This is a genomic window from Veillonellaceae bacterium (assembly GCA_012523975.1).
Taxonomy (GTDB): domain Bacteria; phylum Bacillota; class Negativicutes; order JAAYSF01; family JAAYSF01; genus JAAYSF01.
The window spans coordinates 23,237-39,978 of sequence record JAAYSF010000004.1 but is presented as its reverse complement, the minus strand read 5'-3'; the positions used below and the strand labels follow the sequence as shown (position 1 = coordinate 39,978).

Below are 16,742 nucleotides of genomic sequence, written 5' to 3'. Positions count from 1 at the left end.
TTATATGGGGTGACATAGTGCTGTCAGATGCGCATACAATGTACATGATGTTATGCTTAGGCAATTTCATAATGTTTGTGATGCTTATGGTCTTCGGCAGGGTTACCCAAAGTGACGGTATATTTAAGCGATATTCCTACGGTAAGCTCCTGCAAGGCTTGGGTATTTCCTTAGTCCTAATGCAGGGAGTTATGCCTGAGATTATCTCGGTTATTGCTGGAAACGGGTTTATAATTGTAGGTATCATGCTAGAGACCTTCTGTCTTATATATGTAGGAATACGCCCGCGTTACAGTGCCGCCAGGGGTTGGATAAGAATTTCACTGGCTTTAGTTGCCGGTTTTACCCTGATTTATTTTGCCGGGGCTGATATAGCTGTCAGAAGTGCCGTCATATCCATGATAGCCGCTCTTGTAATGTTGGCTGTTGCCGTTGGCCTGATATTCTACAATAATGAGACCAAACTGCGGCGGATAACCGGTGGTTTCTTTATCGCCTTTTCAATAATGTGCGGCTTAAGTGCTATGGATGCGTTAGCTAATAAAGCGGGTTACCCGATTTTTAACGAAAATCCGGGGGAGACTTTGACTTATCTCATGGCATATGGATATATGTTAGTGAGTACAATGGCCTTTTTGTTAATGAGCCGGGAGGCACTTGAATTAAAACTCCAACAGGCAGCGACACGTGATTTTTTAACTGGCATATATAACCGTGGACATGCTATGCATCTGGCTAAAAAGCTGTTTTCGTTGATGATTCGTCAACGCAAGCCGATTTCAGTACTAATGATTGATTTAGATCATTTTAAAGCTGTCAATGATAAATATGGTCATTTCGTAGGTGATGAAGTATTGGTAAACTTCAGCCAAAAAACTGCTGCGCTGCTGCGTAGCGAGGCTGTTTTCGGGAGGTATGGCGGCGAGGAGTTTATTGTTTTTTGTCCCAATACAAATGATCAAGAGGCTGCAACGGTTGCTAAAAGGATTAAGGGAGGTTTGGTGCCGGAGTTTACGAATAAACAAACGCTGCCGCATTATACTGTCAGTATTGGTGCAGCTACTATCATTCCCGCTGATATAACTGATATGGCAAAATTAATGAGAATGGCTGATGAAGCCTTGTTCCAGGCGAAAAGAACCGGCAGAAACAAAGTAATTCAATATGGATAGATATCGGCGCTGCTATCGGCAGCGCTTGATTTTTTGGATAGATTTGGTTATTGCGCATATTTGTAAAAGCACTTATAATGAGGTTATTTACTTACTGAGGTGATCTTGTGCACAACTCGCAAGCTAGTGACCATTTAAAAGGTGTTGCGGCAGCTGCTTTAGCATATATCCTTTGGGGTATTTTACCGCTTTATTGGAAGTTGCTAGATGTACCCGCCCATGAAATTTTGGCGCATCGGATACTATGGTCATTTATCTTAATGGCGGCTATCGTAGGATTGACAAAGAAGTTTAATTTATTGCGCGATGACTGGCGGATTTTGATGGCTAACCCCAAAAGACGGGCTGGAATGATAGCAGCCTCACTCATAATAAGCATCAACTGGCTGACCTATATTTGGGCAGTTAACGATAACCGAATAGTCGAAACAAGCTTTGGCTATTATATTAATCCCTTAATAAGTGTTTTGTTGGGCATCATATTTCTAAAAGAAAAGCTATCCTTCTGGCAAGCATTATCGTGCATCATTGCCGGCGCCGGTGTGCTCAATATGGGACTTAACTTCGGCTCTGTCCCGTGGGTAGCATTAGTCCTTGCTATTACTTTTGGTCTATATGGCTTATGCAAAAAGGTAGTGAATATTGGCGCAATAACCAGCATCACGATAGAAACGCTCTTGGTTACTCCCATCGCGATTATCTATATCTGTTTCCTAGAGCAGCAGGGACATGGTTCCTTCACTGCCGACTGGACGACTGCCGGACTATTAGCAGGTGCCGGCGTTGTCACAGCAGTACCGCTTATCCTCTTTGCCAGCGGTGCAAGGAGGCTCTCGTTGACCATCCTTGGCTTTACCCAGTATCTATCGCCTACTATTGTGCTCCTAATTGGCGTATTCGCTTATCATGAGCCCTTTACTAAAGTGCATATGGTGTCGTTTGGTTTAATATGGGTAGCGCTGACGATATTTTCACTATCGCGAACTTGTCCCTTTATTGCGGCCGAGACTTATATCAGAAAGCTGCTTAAAAAGGGAGCGATTGCTGCAAAAAATGAAATCTGAATTATTACTAAATAAAAAATATAGTCCGTATCACACAGGTGGTACGGACTATATTTTTTTTGCCAGGATTAATAAATCCTGGTGAAGTTATATATAAGCATGCCTAAGCGGGGCTGTGGTAACTATGAATCTGAGTTTAACCACAGCCCCGGTTAAAGGGCGGGCAGCCTTAAACCGGAGTAAAATCCGCCAGGCAGTCATGTACGCAGCTTAAGTACTAGCAGCTTTCGGAACAATCGTTTCCACAGAAACAGAACAGCAGAATAATAATGATGATAATCCAAATCCAGCCATTATTTCCGTGACCGCAACCACCAAAACCCATATAAATTACCTCCTTCCAGCAGATGATCTTTTGAGTTATTGGATAGTATAGACTATGCTATAAGTGGGAATGTTGCTACTGCATGGTGCTTATTAATGAGTGAGAAATGAAAAAAGTAATTACTATCCTTTCGGTTTATAGGGGAGTTTTGGAGCATAAGAACCGACGAGAATCTCCCGGCAAGTCATAACTTTGGCGCGGACGCAAAGAACTATTGAAACATTAAAACAGCGAGTGCATCTTTTGGGTTTTTTGTATTTCACCGTTTCGTCATAGTCGCAGTCGTCATAATGCTTATGCCAGTAAGCGCGAGTCCGTTTGTCGCAATCATAGTCTACAAACTCTACGTTGACAGTAGCATCAGCGTCCATGCCGCAGCGAGCGCCAGGAATACAAATGCTTGCTGAAAATGGCACGCGTCGCATTTCAACGGCGTGGACGGGCTGAGTGGGAACACAGGCAACATAAAGGGCTTTAATTTCATAGCTGCCACGAACGATTACTTTATCAGTAACAACATGAACTGAATGTATTTTGACCTTCTTAACAAAAACATCAACGATTTGTTCTATCGATGGCTTTCTCCGCGGCACGCACATTCGGTGGTTGCATGATTCCTGTTCCTCCCCGTGACCGATGATCTGATGAACAATCATGGGGGTCGGGCCGGGAGGGTGGCAATTCCCTTTGTATACCCAAGGGCGGGTTTGATCTTGATCCATGTTACTCCCTCCTATGCGGTTTGCTCCATAATATGCCGCAGGTCATAACAAAGGTGCAAATTATTGGTCATGTACTTGCATGTTTAGAAAGATAGAGTTATAATATAAAAGTCATCTATGAAAGTGCAAGATGATATGTAAATTATTGGGGCGTCGCCAAGTTGGTAAGGCACGGGACTCTGACTCCCGCATTCCTAGGTTCGAGTCCTAGCGCCCCAGCCATATATGACTCACTAGCTCAATTGGCAGAGCAACTGACTCTTAATCAGTAGGTTGTAGGTTCGATTCCTACGTGGGTCACCAGAAGAAAAAAGGCTTCCGAGAAATCGGAAGCCTTTTTGTTATATCACAAGGAGTTGCCCGAAATATAAGAGGGAGTATAAGGACTAGGAGTACTCTTGCTCGATTTGTTTTTATTGACTCAGGAAATAATATACGTTTACAATTAAGTAGCAACATGCTTTATAACGCAGTAAATGTGAGGAGTGAATAAATGTGGATATAAGTGATTTACTGAAAGAAGCTATAAAAATCAAACAGTAGCTTGGTTATGAAAGGATGGTAATATTTGAGTGAAGCTATATTAAAATTTAAAGAGGTTTTATATTCGGTTCTCCCGATTACGGTAATAGTATTGATACTAAATTTTACACTAATGACAATTGAAACTCCATTAATTATTAGATTTCTTATTGGGGCAGTGCTGATTATTATTGGATTAACAACTTTTTTAATTGGTGTAGACATTGGAATTACACCGATTGGCAATACCCTGGGTTCGGCAATTGCAAGAACCAATAAATTGTGGATAGTTGCTGTCGCTGGGCTATTTCTCGGTTTTTTCATATCAGTTGCTGAACCGGACCTTCATATTTTGGCCGGGCAGGTAGACGCTGTTACATCGGGCATGATTACAAAGGGGAGCATTGTTGTTATAGTATCAATTGGTATTGCGATAATGCTTGCTATAGGTCTTATTAGGATCGTTTATAATTTCCCGCTATACAAATTACTAGCGATTCTATATATTATAATTTTTTTAATTGCGCTATTAGCATCTCCAGAGTTCTTGGCAATATCTTTTGATGCCTCAGGAGCGACTACCGGGGCGTTGACTGTTCCGTTTATTCTTGCTCTTGCAACGGGCGTTTCTAAGTTAAAAAAGGATAGTAAATCTTCCGAAAAAGATAGCTTTGGATTAGTTGCTATTGCTTCTACAGGACCAATTATTTCGGTTATGCTTATGAGTATAATTTCTAAAACTGATAAAATTACAGGAAGTCTTCCTCAAGAAATAAAATCAACCTCATTATTGGGACCATTTATTAATAAACTTCCAATAATATCAGGTGAAGTGTTTATGGCACTGCTGCCTATTGTAATTATATTTCTGGTGTTTCAGAAGATTACTTTTAAATTGTCGAAAAGAACAGTCCGAAAGATTTTAATCGGTATACTATTCACCTTTGTAGGACTTGTGATGTTTTTAGTAGGTGTCAATGCAGGTTTTATGGAGGTAGGAAGTGCTGTTGGATATAATATAGCTTCGTTAGATAACAAGATGTATGTTATCCTTTTAGGTTTTATACTAGGCTTAGTTACGATCCTTGCTGAACCTGCCGTTAATGTATTAACACATCAGATAGAGGACGTTACTAGCGGTTACGTAAGAAGAAAAGCTGTTTTGATTACCCTCTGTATAGGAGTAGGAGCTGCTGTCGCATTATCCATGATTAGAATCCTTATTCCAGAACTTCAATTATGGCAACTTCTGCTTCCGGGCTACTTTATTTCTATAGCAATGTCTTTTTTTGTGCCGAAGCTATTTGTTGGCGTTGGATTTGACTCAGGAGGGGTCGCGTCGGGACCGATGACGGCTACTTTTATATTAGCGTACGCTCAAGGAGTTGCTGAGGCAATAGAAGGCGCAAACGTTTTAGCTGACGGATTTGGAATGATCGCAATGGTTGCAATGACACCGATAATTGCTATACAAGTCTTAGGTTTTATTTTTAAACTAAAATCTAAAAAAGGAGGTATAGAAAGCAATGCTGGATAAGTCTCAAACGTCAGATATAGAGTTGATTTGTACAATTGTAAACTTTGGTTTGGGCAGCAAGTTAATAAAAGCGGCTAAGCGATGCGGTATTTCCGGTGGAACAGTATCCTTAGGAAAGGGTACTGTTAACAACCGGATTTTGGATTTCTTAGGCCTATCCGATGTAAAAAAAGAGATTGTCTTTATGGTTGCAGCAAAAGAAACAGCATATCAAGCACTTGAAAAACTAAACGATCAGTTTGAATTTAATAAACCCAATCATGGTATAGCATTTACTACTTCTATTTGTTCTGTAATTGGAACGAGGAGCTATAAGTCTGATAGTATTAAAAATGAAAGAGGAGTAGGTAACAACATGTATCATGTTATAACAACAATTGTCGATAAAGGTAAAGCTGAAGACGTGATTGATGCTGCGACCAAAGCAGGTTCAAAAGGCGGCACTATCATTAATGGCAGAGGTTCGGGGATTCATGAAACCAGCAAAGTGTTCTCAATGGAAATTGAACCAGAGAAAGAAATTGTCATTATTCTCTCAGAAGTAGATAGGACTGAGGCAATTGTATCTTCAATAAGAAAAGAATTGAGAATTGAAGAGCCAGGTAATGGTATCATTTATATTCAGGACGTAAATAAAACTTACGGCATATATAAGTAGGTCTGATCTGTTTTTAGATGACGTTTGTGACAAAGCTTGCTAATCAATATCTTTTATCAATCGCCAATCCACAGCTTGTTTATAAGGCCCCGCGAAAGCGGGGCTATTTCATTTGCTTACCAAATTTGACGCTATGACAGTGACAATGTTATAATAATAGCTTATGCTGCTCGAAACGGACCGACTCAAAATTTGTTCTAAGCCACGAATAGCAATCAAGATTTAACTATCTAAAACAGCAAGTTTGGTAATTAATGTCACAGTTTCATTACTAAACGTTTGGTAAAATATAGCATGAGAAACAGCGAGGAAGGTGAGAGATATGTTTACTAAAAAGGATAAATTTGGGGCCATGTGATGGGCGACAATAGTGACAATGGTGACAATGGGGACGTTCCTTTTTGGTGACAATGGGGACGTTCCTTTTTGGTGACAATGGGGACGTTCCTTTTTTGTCACTAGCATAAAAGGGTATTCCTTTATGGCTTTTAATATGGTCCCACTATGGCATAAGCGTATATTAAAAGCTGAATCACAGTACTACGCTAGCCATAATTTAAGTGCAGTACCATTCTACTTGAGTCGCTTCATCTGGATCAAAATCGGGAGGGCTAAATCTTTCGACTTTTTAATTGGCGTACATATAGCCATACGGTAGAGTAACAAACTGTGAAAGCCCATCTATTGCGTAAGCATGCCCCAATAAACTGATATTTACCTACCTCGATCACCTCTGAAGCATCATGTTGCTTTTGTCTCGTAAACAAAGCATAACAGGATTTGATGGGGTCGGGGTGGCTTATTTGGCATGTCATTTTGAGCCCATACGGCTCATTTCTACAATATCATTAAAACCGACTGGCTAACATTGCAACTGAAATTATTCAAGGCATAGAGATGACCATTGTGGCAAGTGTAGCAATTACTGAAATTTGTGAATGTGCGAGCAATCAGTTTTTATCTAGAGTTAGTAGAACTGATTGCTCGGATGGTGGATAGGCAGGTCGGGACAATAGGCTTCGAAAAACACCTAAAAAAACAAGGCAAGCAGGGCCTAAAACAATTTTGAGGTTATTGCCTAACTTATAGGAGGAAGATTATGTTTATAAATAAAAAAAGTCAGGGAGATATTCTCGGGTATGTTACCCATGATATAACGGATAAATTTGGAAGATTATTATTGGCGGAAGGTACACCTTTAACAACGAATCTTATTTTGAAACTTAGGAATAGAAATATTTGTTTCCGTATGGCAGCAGATCCTCTAGGTACTGCACAATCTTCGGAAGAGAATTTAAATGATTCTCCGTTTGAGCTCCCGAAAAAGTTAGATGAAAAATTGGAGAGACTTGATATAGAAAGTGTAGAAAGTGCGTCTAAGTATTTGAACTATGTTTTACGTGAGATGCAAAACGATTTCTCTCTAAGTAATATTATAAAAGCATTTTCACAAGGACAAAGAGCAACATATGCTCATTCCATAAATGTTGCCATAATATCTGTTGCAATAGCAGAGAAAATGCAATTTAGCAATAAAGCATTACAAGAGATTGCTATAGGCGCGTTGCTTCACGATGTAGGAAAGATGCTATTTCCGCCATCTGTATTAGCAGCTACTTCCACAATTAACGACAGTCAGGATATTATTTATCAGCAGCATACTAGAATTGGCGCAGACGTATTAGTTTCGGACAAACTGCCCCCAGGGATATATTTAATAGCTCAACAACACCATGAAAGGTATGTCGGTGGCGGGTATCCTAACGGGATTAAGGAGAACGAAATTCACATTAATTCATGTATTGTTAGTGTAGCAAACGTATTTGACAGATTGACATGTGCTATTTTTCAAAGGAATCCGCTTTCGCCTGATGAAGCTATTGAACGAATATTGCTTGATAAGGGCATTAGCTTTCATCCTAGTGTAGTAGAATTCTTTGAAGAACTTTTTAAAAAAGAAACGGATTTTGGAGAATGTGACGTAAACTATTGTTAATTGACAGAGGGGCGTTACTTTTTTGTCACTGGAAAAAAGGGAATTACTTTATCATCACAACATTTGGTATACTAATGGCAGAGGTGAGATATAATGGGTAGGCAAGCACGGCAAATAAGCAGCACAGGTTTCTATCATGTAGTGTTCCGGGGTATTAATCATCAGCATATTTTCGAAGAAGAAGACGACTATAGGTATTTGCTGCAAGCCTTGCGTCACTTAAAAGCAGAGCTTGCCTTTGAACTCCATGCCTACTGTTTACTGAGTAACCATGTCCACCTCCTATTGCGAGAACAGCAATCGGGGGATATATCGCTAATCATGAAGCGATTGCTGACTAAATATGCCATGTATTTTAACCGAAAATATCAGCGGAGCGGAGCGTTGATAGCCAGCCGGTATAAGAGCGTCCCAGTTGAAATAGACGAGTACTTTATTCCGTTGCAACGATATATTCATCAAAATCCGCTCAAAGCCGGACTGGTAGCAAAGCTGGAAGACTATCCCTTCTGCAGTTATCGGGAATATCTTTTTGGTGGCGAATTAGTCGATACCATGTTTTCGTTAGGCATGTTAGGGCGAGAGGAATGGGTGCGTTTGCATCAGGTAATTACGGACGAGGTTTTTGAAATCTCAGATAAAATCAGTTTAACCAATGAAGAAATACGCCGTAGAATCATGAAGTATACTCAGGGGCGCGAACCTCACGAAATCGGTTCTTGGGTAAAATCTGAACGGGATCAATTGTTGCGGAAACTGAAAGAAGAAGGATTATCTATTCGTCAAATTGAGCGAGTAACGGGGATATCCCGAGGAGTTGTAGCAAAAAGTTGACAAATAAGGAACGTCCCCGGTGTCAATCCCCGGTGTCAACGTCCCCGGTGTCATAAAGTGGGCCAATGGCCCATTATTAAATTATGTAAACTAAATTCATATATTATGTAAATTATTCTAAAATAAATCTAAAATTTGCCACCTATAATTGCATTGTAAGGTTACCAGACCCACCGTAATAGCAAAAGGGGGCAAATTAGAAATGAATAGCTTTGTTAAAAAATTAGTGGTTTTTTCATTAATCGGAGTTATGCAGGTTGGGATAGGGGCATCGATAACTGAGGCATCGTCTAAACATGATAATAAGCACAAAGGCAAACATCATGGAAAACACTATGAACAGCGCTATGATCGACACAGGGATCATGATGATGATCGCGAACGCCGTATAAAAGCAGAAAGAGAACGGCATGCGCGTGAGATGAAACGGCATTCCCATGAAAGTGATTGGCAATATCATGAGCGAATGAAGCGCGAGAAAGAGCATCACGAGGAAGTTATGCGTAGTCTGGGAGCATTAGCAATCCTGGCTCTTGTATTAGATAATAATTAATAGCAATGTTTTGCCGCTTGTCCTACTATGTGAGACTGAGCGGCTTTGTTTTTACTAAGCTGTGGCACTTATCTAGTGTTAGAATGAGATATTTACTCATGTGGTATCCTAAAATAGCTACCATCAATTGATGCGGATAAATTGTTACGCTAGATTCATTATCTATCCGCTTGGCTTTTTAAGTCACTAAAAAAGCAAGCCGGCACCTGTCAGTGCCGCTTGCTTTTTTTTGACGGTTTTTTTTCACAACTGCTTATATTATTACAAGGCCGACTGTAACTGCTACCATTGCAGCCAGCATAGCATAATCGATTGTAGCTAGCGCAACATTGGTGCTAAAACTACGGGTTCGTTTGCTGCCGAAACCGCGCAGTTCAAGGCTTAAAGCCATTGTTTCGGAGCGGCCGACAGCTTTTAAAACAAGTGGTTTAATTATTGCCATATAGGAGGTCAGGCGGGTTATGGGATTACCGCCGGCTGAAAAACCGCGGCAGGCCTGAGCCTCTTGGATTGATTTGCTTTCTGCCAAAAAGTCCGGGATAAACCGCAGTGCGGCTGTCAGCATAAAGGCATATTCATAAGGGACACGGCACTGGGTAACTAAGGCTGCTGACAAATCCTGCATTCTGGTTGTAGTCAGTAAGATTACGAAAATTAGCGTCATGGCCGTCATTTTAAGAGCAGTTAAAGCTGCAAGCGTGATATCACTATTAAATACATACTGCAGGATGCCGAGCATAACTGCAAAAAGGAGTAAACTAGCTACGCCTTTGTAGATGCTAGCGTTGACTCTGGACAGTATGAGAATAAGCAATTGTGCTCCGATTAAGATTGCGAGGGCGGGAATTGATTCGAGCATAATTGCCCATATGGTAACAAAGACGGTGAGAATCAATTTAGTAAGCGGAGCTGTCTTTTGCATGGGTGTTCCTCCCCAGAATATCAATTAATTTATTGCTTAATTCACTGATCGAGGTTGTCGTTGTAATGCCGTAATTGGCTAAAGCTTGTGATATGTTTATAACGGTAGGTTCGGTTAGACCCCACTTTTTAAGCCGGCAGGCATCAGCGAAAAGCTCTGCTATGCTTCCGTCAAACGCTTTAGAGCCGTTATCCATGACAACAACCCGTTTGGCATAGGCCGCTAACAGGTCCATATCATGCGTTATCAATAATATGGCAAGCCCCTGCTGATTTAATTTAGTTAATAGCTTCATCAACTGGTCCCGTTCGCGGCCATCCTGACCGCTGGTAGGCTCATCTAGGATGAGCATTCTAGGCTTCATCGCCAAGGCGGAGGCTATTGCCAGACGCTGCTTTTGCCCGCGCGACAGTGAAGGCGGATAAGCGGACGCCAGCTCGGTTAAATCGGTAGCTGCTAGAGCCTGGCTGACAAGCTCCGCGGTTAGAGTCGGAGCATATCCTAACTGCTCTGGCCCGTAAGAAACTTCGCTAGCTACTGTATCCCGAAAAATCTGGCGGTCAGGATTTTGAAAAACATATCCGATACTCCGCGCCATTTCGGCCGGACCAAACTTTTTAGTAGAACAGCCATCTAAGGTAATTTCACCTGAAGACGGCTTTCTGAGCGCCATAATCAGGCGGGTTAGGGTAGTTTTGCCACTGCCGTTGCGTCCGGCGATTGCTAAAAATTCGCCGGGTTTTATGGTCAGAGAAACATCATTAATTACTGGAGCCTGTTTTTTATAGGCGAAGCAGACATTTTTCAATTCAAGCACTTATACAGGCCTCCTTTTTCAAGGCCTTGCGCAGTTCATCTACGGCGTCCTGTTCATTGCGCCAAGCACTAAACCGGACTCCGGTTTGGTCCTGCAGGGTTAGCTTAAGCTCCCACAGCGGTGGAATAGCTTCGGTATATATTTGATGTTTCCACATATAGGTAAGAACTTGGTCTGGGTCGGCGCTTTGGATACACTGACCATTTTCCATGAGGATAAACTGGTCGGCATATGGTAAAACCCTGGCTGTTTCGTGTTCGACAACGATAATGGTGATGCCGTACTCTTTATTTAGTTCAGCAAGCAATTTATATATTGATTCGGTACCTTCAGGGTCAAGGGCCGAAGTCGGCTCGTCAAGTACTAAGATTTTAGGGTTGGAAGCCAGGACACTGGCAATGACCAAACGTTGTTTTTGGCCGCCGGACAATGCAGAAACTTCCTTTTTTTCAAAGCCGGTAAGGCCGACTTTGGCCAGGGTTTCCGATACACAAGCCGCGATTTCATTCCTGCCAAGGCCGCGGTTTTCTAAACTAAAGGCAACCTCTTCTTCAACAGTCATGGTGACTAGTTGGGTCTCATAATCTTGGAGCACCGTGCCGACTGATTGGGCTAAATCATGCATGGCGGTAGTCTGGGTCGACATGTTATCAACGGTAACACTTCCCGCAAGACTGCCACCAAAATAGTGGGGTACGGCACCGGCGACAGCTAGGCAAAGCGTTGTCTTGCCGGCACCGCTTCGGCCGATTACGGCTGTAAAGGAGCCTTGCTCAACAGTGATACTGATATTATCAAGCGCTTTTTGCGTATGTTTGTAGGCGTAACTGAAATTGTTAAAGGTTATTGCTGCCATTGCTGTCTCCTTTTAGGTTGAAAAGTTTTTGGGCTGGGAAGAAGAGGATTTGGGTAATAGCGCCGTTTAGCGCTGCAACTGTAAAGACAACTGGAATCATGGCGTAAAGATAAACTTCCATGGGGAGTGACAGGACAACTTTTAAAAGCGTTACAAAGGCCATGCCGCTGGCCACTGTGCTTAAAAAGCCGCTCACACCAGGTTTTAAGTTGAAGTTCCCGATTGTCATGCTTACCGAAAGACTGACAATGATAGCGCAGACTAAAGCTCCAATTGGTTCGCTTAAAAGGTTGCCATAAGGAAAAGCTGATTTTGAGGTCGGTATGTTAATGGCCGCTGCTACAAGGCCAATACCGAGAGATTGGCCGAGTGTCGGTCTGGTCAGATTAATAGCAATGCAGTACATAGCAATAGTCCAGTTTGGTGTTACCCCGCCGATGCTGGGGCTGATTAGATGCAGTATAGCGCCGATCGCCAGGAGTAAAGTGGTGATTGTAACCCAACGATAGTTGCCACCTTTATTAGTTTCGAAAGCAGTCATTTCTTGATTTTGGTTTTTGAGTTCCATTACACATCATTCCTCCTTTATTTGAATACCAAAAAACCCCTCATCCCTATCTTAATAGATAGGGACGAGGGGTTAACCCGCGGTGCCACCCTAATTGGCTGTATGTACAGCCCGGCTTACTAAGTACGGGACCATTGGTCCGATACCCGCTTCTTGTTAACGGTAGAAGATTCCGACAGCGCCTACCCCACAAAGTGGATCGGACTGTATCTCCCAGGCCCATTCAACATATCGAGTAGTGCCAACCTCTCACCGCCGTTGGCTCGCTGAAACCCTCTGAGTAATGTTTACTCTTCCTGGTCATCGATGATTCATGTGTTTATTTAACACCAAGTATAACTATAAAGACAGGCGGCTGTCAATAGTTATTTATTTCTAAAGAAGCTGGCGGCGTAATTCTTCACCGGATTTTGGTGAAAGCCATGCGTATGGGATATCAAATACCGTTGCTGCCCCGGCAAAACCATGAGCGGCCAAACGGAAGGTTGCCCGAGCATAAGCCGTTAAGACGCAGGAAGTGAATTCGGGGTTGCTGCCAAGTTTAAGCGCAAATTCATAGATATGGTTAGTGCCTTGACTGGTTTGGCCGATACGGAATACGAAACCACCGTGCGGGATTGCGGAATGGTTCTGCCGAAACTCTTCCGCTGAGAGAAAATGCACATGAGTTTCATAGCCGGCGAAGTAGTTGGGCATTGTTTTGATGGCGGTTTCAATCGTTTTAAGGTCGGCACCCTCCTCGGCAACGACGTAGCAGTCCCGAAGATGTGACTCCTTAGCTGTAACAGTTGGAGACTGACCTGCCCGTACCGCATTAATGATTTCGTCTTTCGGGATCGTGTACTGTTTAGCGTCTTTAACCCCGGGGATACGGCGAATTGCGTCCGAATGGCCTTGGCTGACGCCTTTGCCCCAGAAAGTATAATCGGTGCCTTGCGGCAGAATAGCGCCGGCCAGCAGTCGGTTAAGCGAAAAAAGCCCAGGGTCCCATCCAACTGAGATTGTAGCAGCTTTACCGGCGGCTTTGGCGGCCGAATCGATAGCGGCAAAGTATTCGGGAATTTTAGCATGGGTATCGAAACTGTCGACTGTATTGAACAAAGCTGCGAAGTGCGGCCCTTGCTCTACAAGGTCGGTTGCCGAGCCGCCGCATAGCAGCATAACGTCGATTTTATCTTTATATTGAGCAGCGTCATCAACTGATACTGCGGGAACGCCGCTTAATGTCCTGTCAAGTTTGCGGCGCGAGAATATAGCAACAAGTTCCATGTCGGGCTGGTTGCCGATAGCCAGTTCAGCGCCTTTACCAAGGTTTCCATAGCCTACAATGCCTATGCGGATTTTCTGTTTCATAATTATAACTCCTTTTAATTACTGCTTAAAAAATCTATGAAATCATACATTTAGACATAAAGCTACAATATCCTCCCAGAAATATGTATACATGGTTATCCTTTTTGGTGGTGCTGTGGCCTAGTTTTACCGCGAAAACGCTAAGATATACTTTAACGAGTGCATAGTTTTACAATTTTAAGCCAACTTATATGCATAGAGATTATTCGGACGAGGAGGTGAGCAGGTTGACCAAAGAAGTAAGTGTCTATGATACCCCGATAATGAACTCTACCCCAACATATCAGTCCGATTTTGCGCCTGAGCTGACAGATCCGCAAATAAGCTCGGAGCAGGCGCTTCGGCGTAGTAAAATCGACAGTATAAGCTACAGCTAGGAATAGTTGTTTTAAGTCCTCTTGTACAGCAGTGATACAAGAGGGCTTTTTTTGTGATAAAATAGAAGTTAGACTAAAATGCTTTAAAAACCTTAAGAAAAGGATTGCAAAATATATGAATTTATTATCGATAGAAAACTTAGCGAAGAGTTATGGCGAACGGGTTTTATTTTCCGATGTAGCTTTTGGTATCGACGAGGGCGATAAAATCGGCCTGATTGGCGTTAACGGCACTGGCAAGTCCACCTTTTTAAAAGTTATTGCCGGGCTTGAGGCGGCCGATGCCGGCGAGGTTATCAAAGGCAATAGTGTGAAAGTTGAATATTTAGCTCAAAACCCGGAGTTTGATGCTGGGGCGACAGTTTTGGCGCAGGTATTTCGGGGCAACTCGCCGGTTATGCAAGCGCTGTGTAATTACGAAACTGCTTTGGATCAGCTAGAAAAAAATCCGGGCGATAAAGTTTGGGAACAGAGGCTGATTTCATCTAGCCAGCAAATTGATACATTGGGGGCTTGGCAGCTAGAAAGCGAAGCCAAGAGTATTCTGACAAAACTGGGGATTGCTGATTTTTCAGCTGTGGTTGGGAATTTGTCAGGGGGGCAGCGGAAACGGGTGGCCTTGGCGGCGGCGCTAATCAATCCTGCTGACTTGTTGATATTGGACGAACCTACCAACCATATAGATAATGACACTGTAGCGTGGCTGGAAGAATATCTGGCCAAACGCAAAGGCGCTTTGCTGATGATTACGCATGATCGTTATTTTCTGGACAGAGTATCAACCCGCATAATTGAGTTGGATAAAGGCAAGCTTTATACTTACTCCGGCAATTATAGCAGTTTTCTAGAACTAAAAGCGGAGCGCGAAGAAATGCAAGAGGCTAATGAACGCAAGCGCCAAAATTTGCTGCGTAACGAACTTGCCTGGATCAAACGGGGAGCAAGAGCGCGAAGCACAAAGCAAAAGGCGCGGATTGAGCGGTTTGAGAAATTAAGCGCTGAACAGACGGTTGCAGCAGATGCCAAAATGGAAATTTCAGTAGGCGCTAGCCGGCTTGGTAAAAAAATAATTGAACTTGAGCATGTCAGTCAATCTTTTGACGGGACCGAAATAATTTGTGATTTTAGCTATATTGTTCTTAAACACGACCGGGTGGGGGTTGTTGGGCCTAACGGCAGTGGCAAGTCTACACTGCTTAATACAATTGCCGGCCTGATACCGCCTGACAAAGGCACTGTTGATATCGGTCAGACGGTGAAAATTGGCTATTTTACTCAGGAAAATACTGAGCTTGACGATAATATGAGAGTAATAGATTATATTAAGGAAGAAGCTAATTTTCTGCCCACAGCCGATGGCGGGACAATCAGTGCTTCACAGATGTTGGAAAAGTTTCTGTTCCCGCCGCAGCTTCAGTGGACGCCTATTGCCAAATTATCTGGTGGCGAAAAACGCCGTTTGTATCTGCTAAGGGTGCTGATGGGGGCACCTAACGTACTGTTGTTGGACGAACCCACTAATGACCTAGATGTCCAGACACTTACCGTTCTGGAAGATTATCTCGATGATTTCCCGGGCGCTGTTATAGCAGTTTCCCACGATCGGTATTTTCTTGACCGGCTCGCCGAGAAAATTTTTGCCTTCGAAGGGAACGGCATTATTAAGCAGTATAATGGCGGTTACAGTGATTACTATGACAGTCGCCAGAATCTGGAATCTAGTGCGGCGAAAACTAAGAAAACCGAGGAGAAAAAACCAAGTGCGGCCAATAATAGCAAAGACCGGCCCCGTAAGATGACCTATAAAGAGCAGCGAGAGTTCGAACAAATCGATGATGTTATCGCCGGAGTTGAACAAGAATTAAGTCAGTTGGCAGCGGAAATTAATAATGCCGGAAGCAATTTTGAACTGCTGCAGCAGCTTACAGCAACTCACCAGCAGCTTGAGAAAAAGTTGGACGAGCTTTTAGAGCGCTGGACTTATCTAAATGAGCTGGCTGAAGAACTAAGCCGCTGAGAAGTAACTCAGTGATAAGGAGGGTGACCAATGACCCTGTTAGAAAAGGGTTTATTGTTAGGTGTGCTTGTTATCGCGGTATTTTTCATATTCGGCTGCAGCCGCAGCGGTAACACCGGCAATATCAGCATTGATGTATCGGTTGATGAGGCGTTTAAATTGTGGAAGCTAAAGGAAGCCTTAATTATTGATATCCGCACGCCCGAAGAATACCAAGCCGGACATATTCCCGGCGTTCCGCTTATTCCGCTAGATCAGCTCGAAAAGAGAGCGGGGGAAGTACCAAAAGACCAGAAGGTGCTTCTTATCTGCCGCAGTGGCAACCGAAGCAGTCAAGGAACAAAGCTGCTGCGGAGCAAGGGTTTTGACAATGTGTACAATGTAACGGGCGGAATGCTGGCTTGGCGCGGCCCCGTCGAAAGATAAAGCGCCTTGAGAGAGCAGGGATT

General features: G+C 43.0%; 16 protein-coding genes, 2 tRNA genes and 1 other annotated feature. Of the genes, 12 read left to right on the top strand and 6 right to left on the bottom strand.

What is annotated here, in order from left to right; genetic code table 11:
* Positions 1-17: 17 nt before the first annotated feature.
* Both GX348_00640 and rarD read left to right on the top strand, forming a co-directional pair.
* Entirely contained in the window at positions 18-1,172 is a 1,155-nt protein-coding gene (locus GX348_00640) for a GGDEF domain-containing protein (GenBank protein NLP40704.1), read from the top strand.
* A 107-nt stretch (positions 1,173-1,279) separates the two neighbouring features.
* The gene (rarD, locus tag GX348_00635; protein ID NLP40703.1) at positions 1,280-2,236 is read left to right on the top strand and encodes an EamA family transporter RarD; all 957 of its coding nucleotides are present in this window, start codon (positions 1,280-1,282) and stop codon (positions 2,234-2,236) included.
* Between the two features lie 447 nt (positions 2,237-2,683).
* On the opposite strand, the gene GX348_00630 is transcribed toward rarD, so the two are convergent.
* Positions 2,684-3,283 (bottom strand): DUF3794 domain-containing protein, encoded by a 600-nt coding sequence (locus tag GX348_00630; GenBank protein ID NLP40702.1) that lies wholly within the window; start codon positions 3,281-3,283, stop codon positions 2,684-2,686.
* Positions 3,284-3,429: 146 nt separating this feature from the next.
* Here GX348_00630 and GX348_00625 point away from each other — a divergent pair.
* The 7 genes from GX348_00625 (at position 3,430) to GX348_00595 (ending at position 9,383) form a co-directional block, all read left to right on the top strand.
* Positions 3,430-3,505 (top strand) — tRNA-Gln (locus tag GX348_00625).
* 5 nt (positions 3,506-3,510) lie between these two features.
* Positions 3,511-3,586 (top strand) — tRNA-Lys (locus GX348_00620).
* 265 nt (positions 3,587-3,851) lie between these two features.
* Complete coding sequence (locus tag GX348_00615) at positions 3,852-5,342, top strand: DUF1538 domain-containing protein (protein ID NLP40701.1); 1,491 nt, start codon at positions 3,852-3,854, stop codon at positions 5,340-5,342.
* Positions 5,332-6,000 (top strand): P-II family nitrogen regulator, encoded by a 669-nt coding sequence (locus GX348_00610; protein ID NLP40700.1) that lies wholly within the window; start codon positions 5,332-5,334, stop codon positions 5,998-6,000. Before GX348_00615 ends, GX348_00610 begins: the two co-directional genes overlap by 11 nt.
* Before the next feature lie 1,099 nt (positions 6,001-7,099).
* Complete coding sequence (locus GX348_00605; protein ID NLP40699.1) at positions 7,100-7,996, top strand: HD domain-containing protein; 897 nt, start codon at positions 7,100-7,102, stop codon at positions 7,994-7,996.
* 93 nt (positions 7,997-8,089) lie between these two features.
* The gene (locus GX348_00600) at positions 8,090-8,830 is read left to right on the top strand and encodes a transposase (GenBank protein NLP40698.1); all 741 of its coding nucleotides are present in this window, start codon (positions 8,090-8,092) and stop codon (positions 8,828-8,830) included.
* A 202-nt stretch (positions 8,831-9,032) separates the two neighbouring features.
* Positions 9,033-9,383 carry a hypothetical protein gene (locus GX348_00595; GenBank protein NLP40697.1) on the top strand — a complete coding sequence of 117 codons (351 nt, stop codon included), beginning with the start codon at positions 9,033-9,035 and terminating at the stop codon, positions 9,381-9,383.
* Positions 9,384-9,636: 253 nt separating this feature from the next.
* On the opposite strand, the gene GX348_00590 is transcribed toward GX348_00595, so the two are convergent.
* From GX348_00590 to GX348_00570, 5 genes are all read right to left on the bottom strand, one after another.
* A complete protein-coding gene (locus GX348_00590) occupies positions 9,637-10,305 on the bottom strand; it encodes an energy-coupling factor transporter transmembrane protein EcfT (GenBank protein ID NLP40696.1) in 669 nt (222 codons plus the stop codon).
* The gene (locus tag GX348_00585; GenBank protein NLP40695.1) at positions 10,280-11,122 is read right to left on the bottom strand and encodes an ABC transporter ATP-binding protein; all 843 of its coding nucleotides are present in this window, start codon (positions 11,120-11,122) and stop codon (positions 10,280-10,282) included. The genes GX348_00590 and GX348_00585 overlap by 26 nt, the downstream gene beginning before the upstream one ends.
* The gene (locus GX348_00580) at positions 11,115-11,978 is read right to left on the bottom strand and encodes an ABC transporter ATP-binding protein (protein ID NLP40694.1); all 864 of its coding nucleotides are present in this window, start codon (positions 11,976-11,978) and stop codon (positions 11,115-11,117) included. The genes GX348_00585 and GX348_00580 overlap by 8 nt, the downstream gene beginning before the upstream one ends.
* Complete coding sequence (locus tag GX348_00575) at positions 11,959-12,546, bottom strand: ABC transporter (GenBank protein NLP40693.1); 588 nt, start codon at positions 12,544-12,546, stop codon at positions 11,959-11,961. Before GX348_00575 ends, GX348_00580 begins: the two co-directional genes overlap by 20 nt.
* A gap of 57 nt (positions 12,547-12,603) precedes the next feature.
* Positions 12,604-12,859 (bottom strand) — a binding site (T-box leader).
* Between the two features lie 62 nt (positions 12,860-12,921).
* Positions 12,922-13,899 carry a diaminopimelate dehydrogenase gene (locus GX348_00570; GenBank protein NLP40692.1) on the bottom strand — a complete coding sequence of 326 codons (978 nt, stop codon included), beginning with the start codon at positions 13,897-13,899 and terminating at the stop codon, positions 12,922-12,924.
* A 227-nt stretch (positions 13,900-14,126) separates the two neighbouring features.
* Between GX348_00570 and GX348_00565 the strand changes: the two genes are divergently transcribed.
* From GX348_00565 to GX348_00555, 3 genes are all read left to right on the top strand, one after another.
* Positions 14,127-14,276: a hypothetical protein gene (locus tag GX348_00565; GenBank protein ID NLP40691.1), complete on the top strand. Its 150-nt coding sequence runs from the start codon at positions 14,127-14,129 to the stop codon at positions 14,274-14,276.
* Between the two features lie 115 nt (positions 14,277-14,391).
* Entirely contained in the window at positions 14,392-16,293 is a 1,902-nt protein-coding gene (locus GX348_00560; protein NLP40690.1) for an ABC-F family ATP-binding cassette domain-containing protein, read from the top strand.
* A gap of 30 nt (positions 16,294-16,323) precedes the next feature.
* Entirely contained in the window at positions 16,324-16,719 is a 396-nt protein-coding gene (locus GX348_00555; GenBank protein NLP40689.1) for a rhodanese-like domain-containing protein, read from the top strand.
* Positions 16,720-16,742: the final 23 nt, after the last annotated feature.

What these genes read in the sequence shown, in the direction of transcription:
- GX348_00630 (NLP40702.1), bottom strand. Translation starts at nt 3,283, where the DNA reads ATGGATCAAGATCAAACCCGCCCTTGGGTATACAAAGGGAATTGCCAC.
- GX348_00610 (NLP40700.1), top strand. Translation starts at nt 5,332, where the DNA reads ATGCTGGATAAGTCTCAAACGTCAGATATAGAGTTGATTTGTACAATT.
- GX348_00605 (NLP40699.1), top strand. Translation starts at nt 7,100, where the DNA reads ATGTTTATAAATAAAAAAAGTCAGGGAGATATTCTCGGGTATGTTACC.
- GX348_00600 (NLP40698.1), top strand. Translation starts at nt 8,090, where the DNA reads ATGGGTAGGCAAGCACGGCAAATAAGCAGCACAGGTTTCTATCATGTA.
- GX348_00595 (NLP40697.1), top strand. Translation starts at nt 9,033, where the DNA reads ATGAATAGCTTTGTTAAAAAATTAGTGGTTTTTTCATTAATCGGAGTT.
- GX348_00590 (NLP40696.1), bottom strand. Translation starts at nt 10,305, where the DNA reads ATGCAAAAGACAGCTCCGCTTACTAAATTGATTCTCACCGTCTTTGTT.
- GX348_00580 (NLP40694.1), bottom strand. Translation starts at nt 11,978, where the DNA reads ATGGCAGCAATAACCTTTAACAATTTCAGTTACGCCTACAAACATACG.
- GX348_00575 (NLP40693.1), bottom strand. Translation starts at nt 12,546, where the DNA reads ATGGAACTCAAAAACCAAAATCAAGAAATGACTGCTTTCGAAACTAAT.
- GX348_00570 (NLP40692.1), bottom strand. Translation starts at nt 13,899, where the DNA reads ATGAAACAGAAAATCCGCATAGGCATTGTAGGCTATGGAAACCTTGGT.
- GX348_00560 (NLP40690.1), top strand. Translation starts at nt 14,392, where the DNA reads ATGAATTTATTATCGATAGAAAACTTAGCGAAGAGTTATGGCGAACGG.
- GX348_00555 (NLP40689.1), top strand. Translation starts at nt 16,324, where the DNA reads ATGACCCTGTTAGAAAAGGGTTTATTGTTAGGTGTGCTTGTTATCGCG.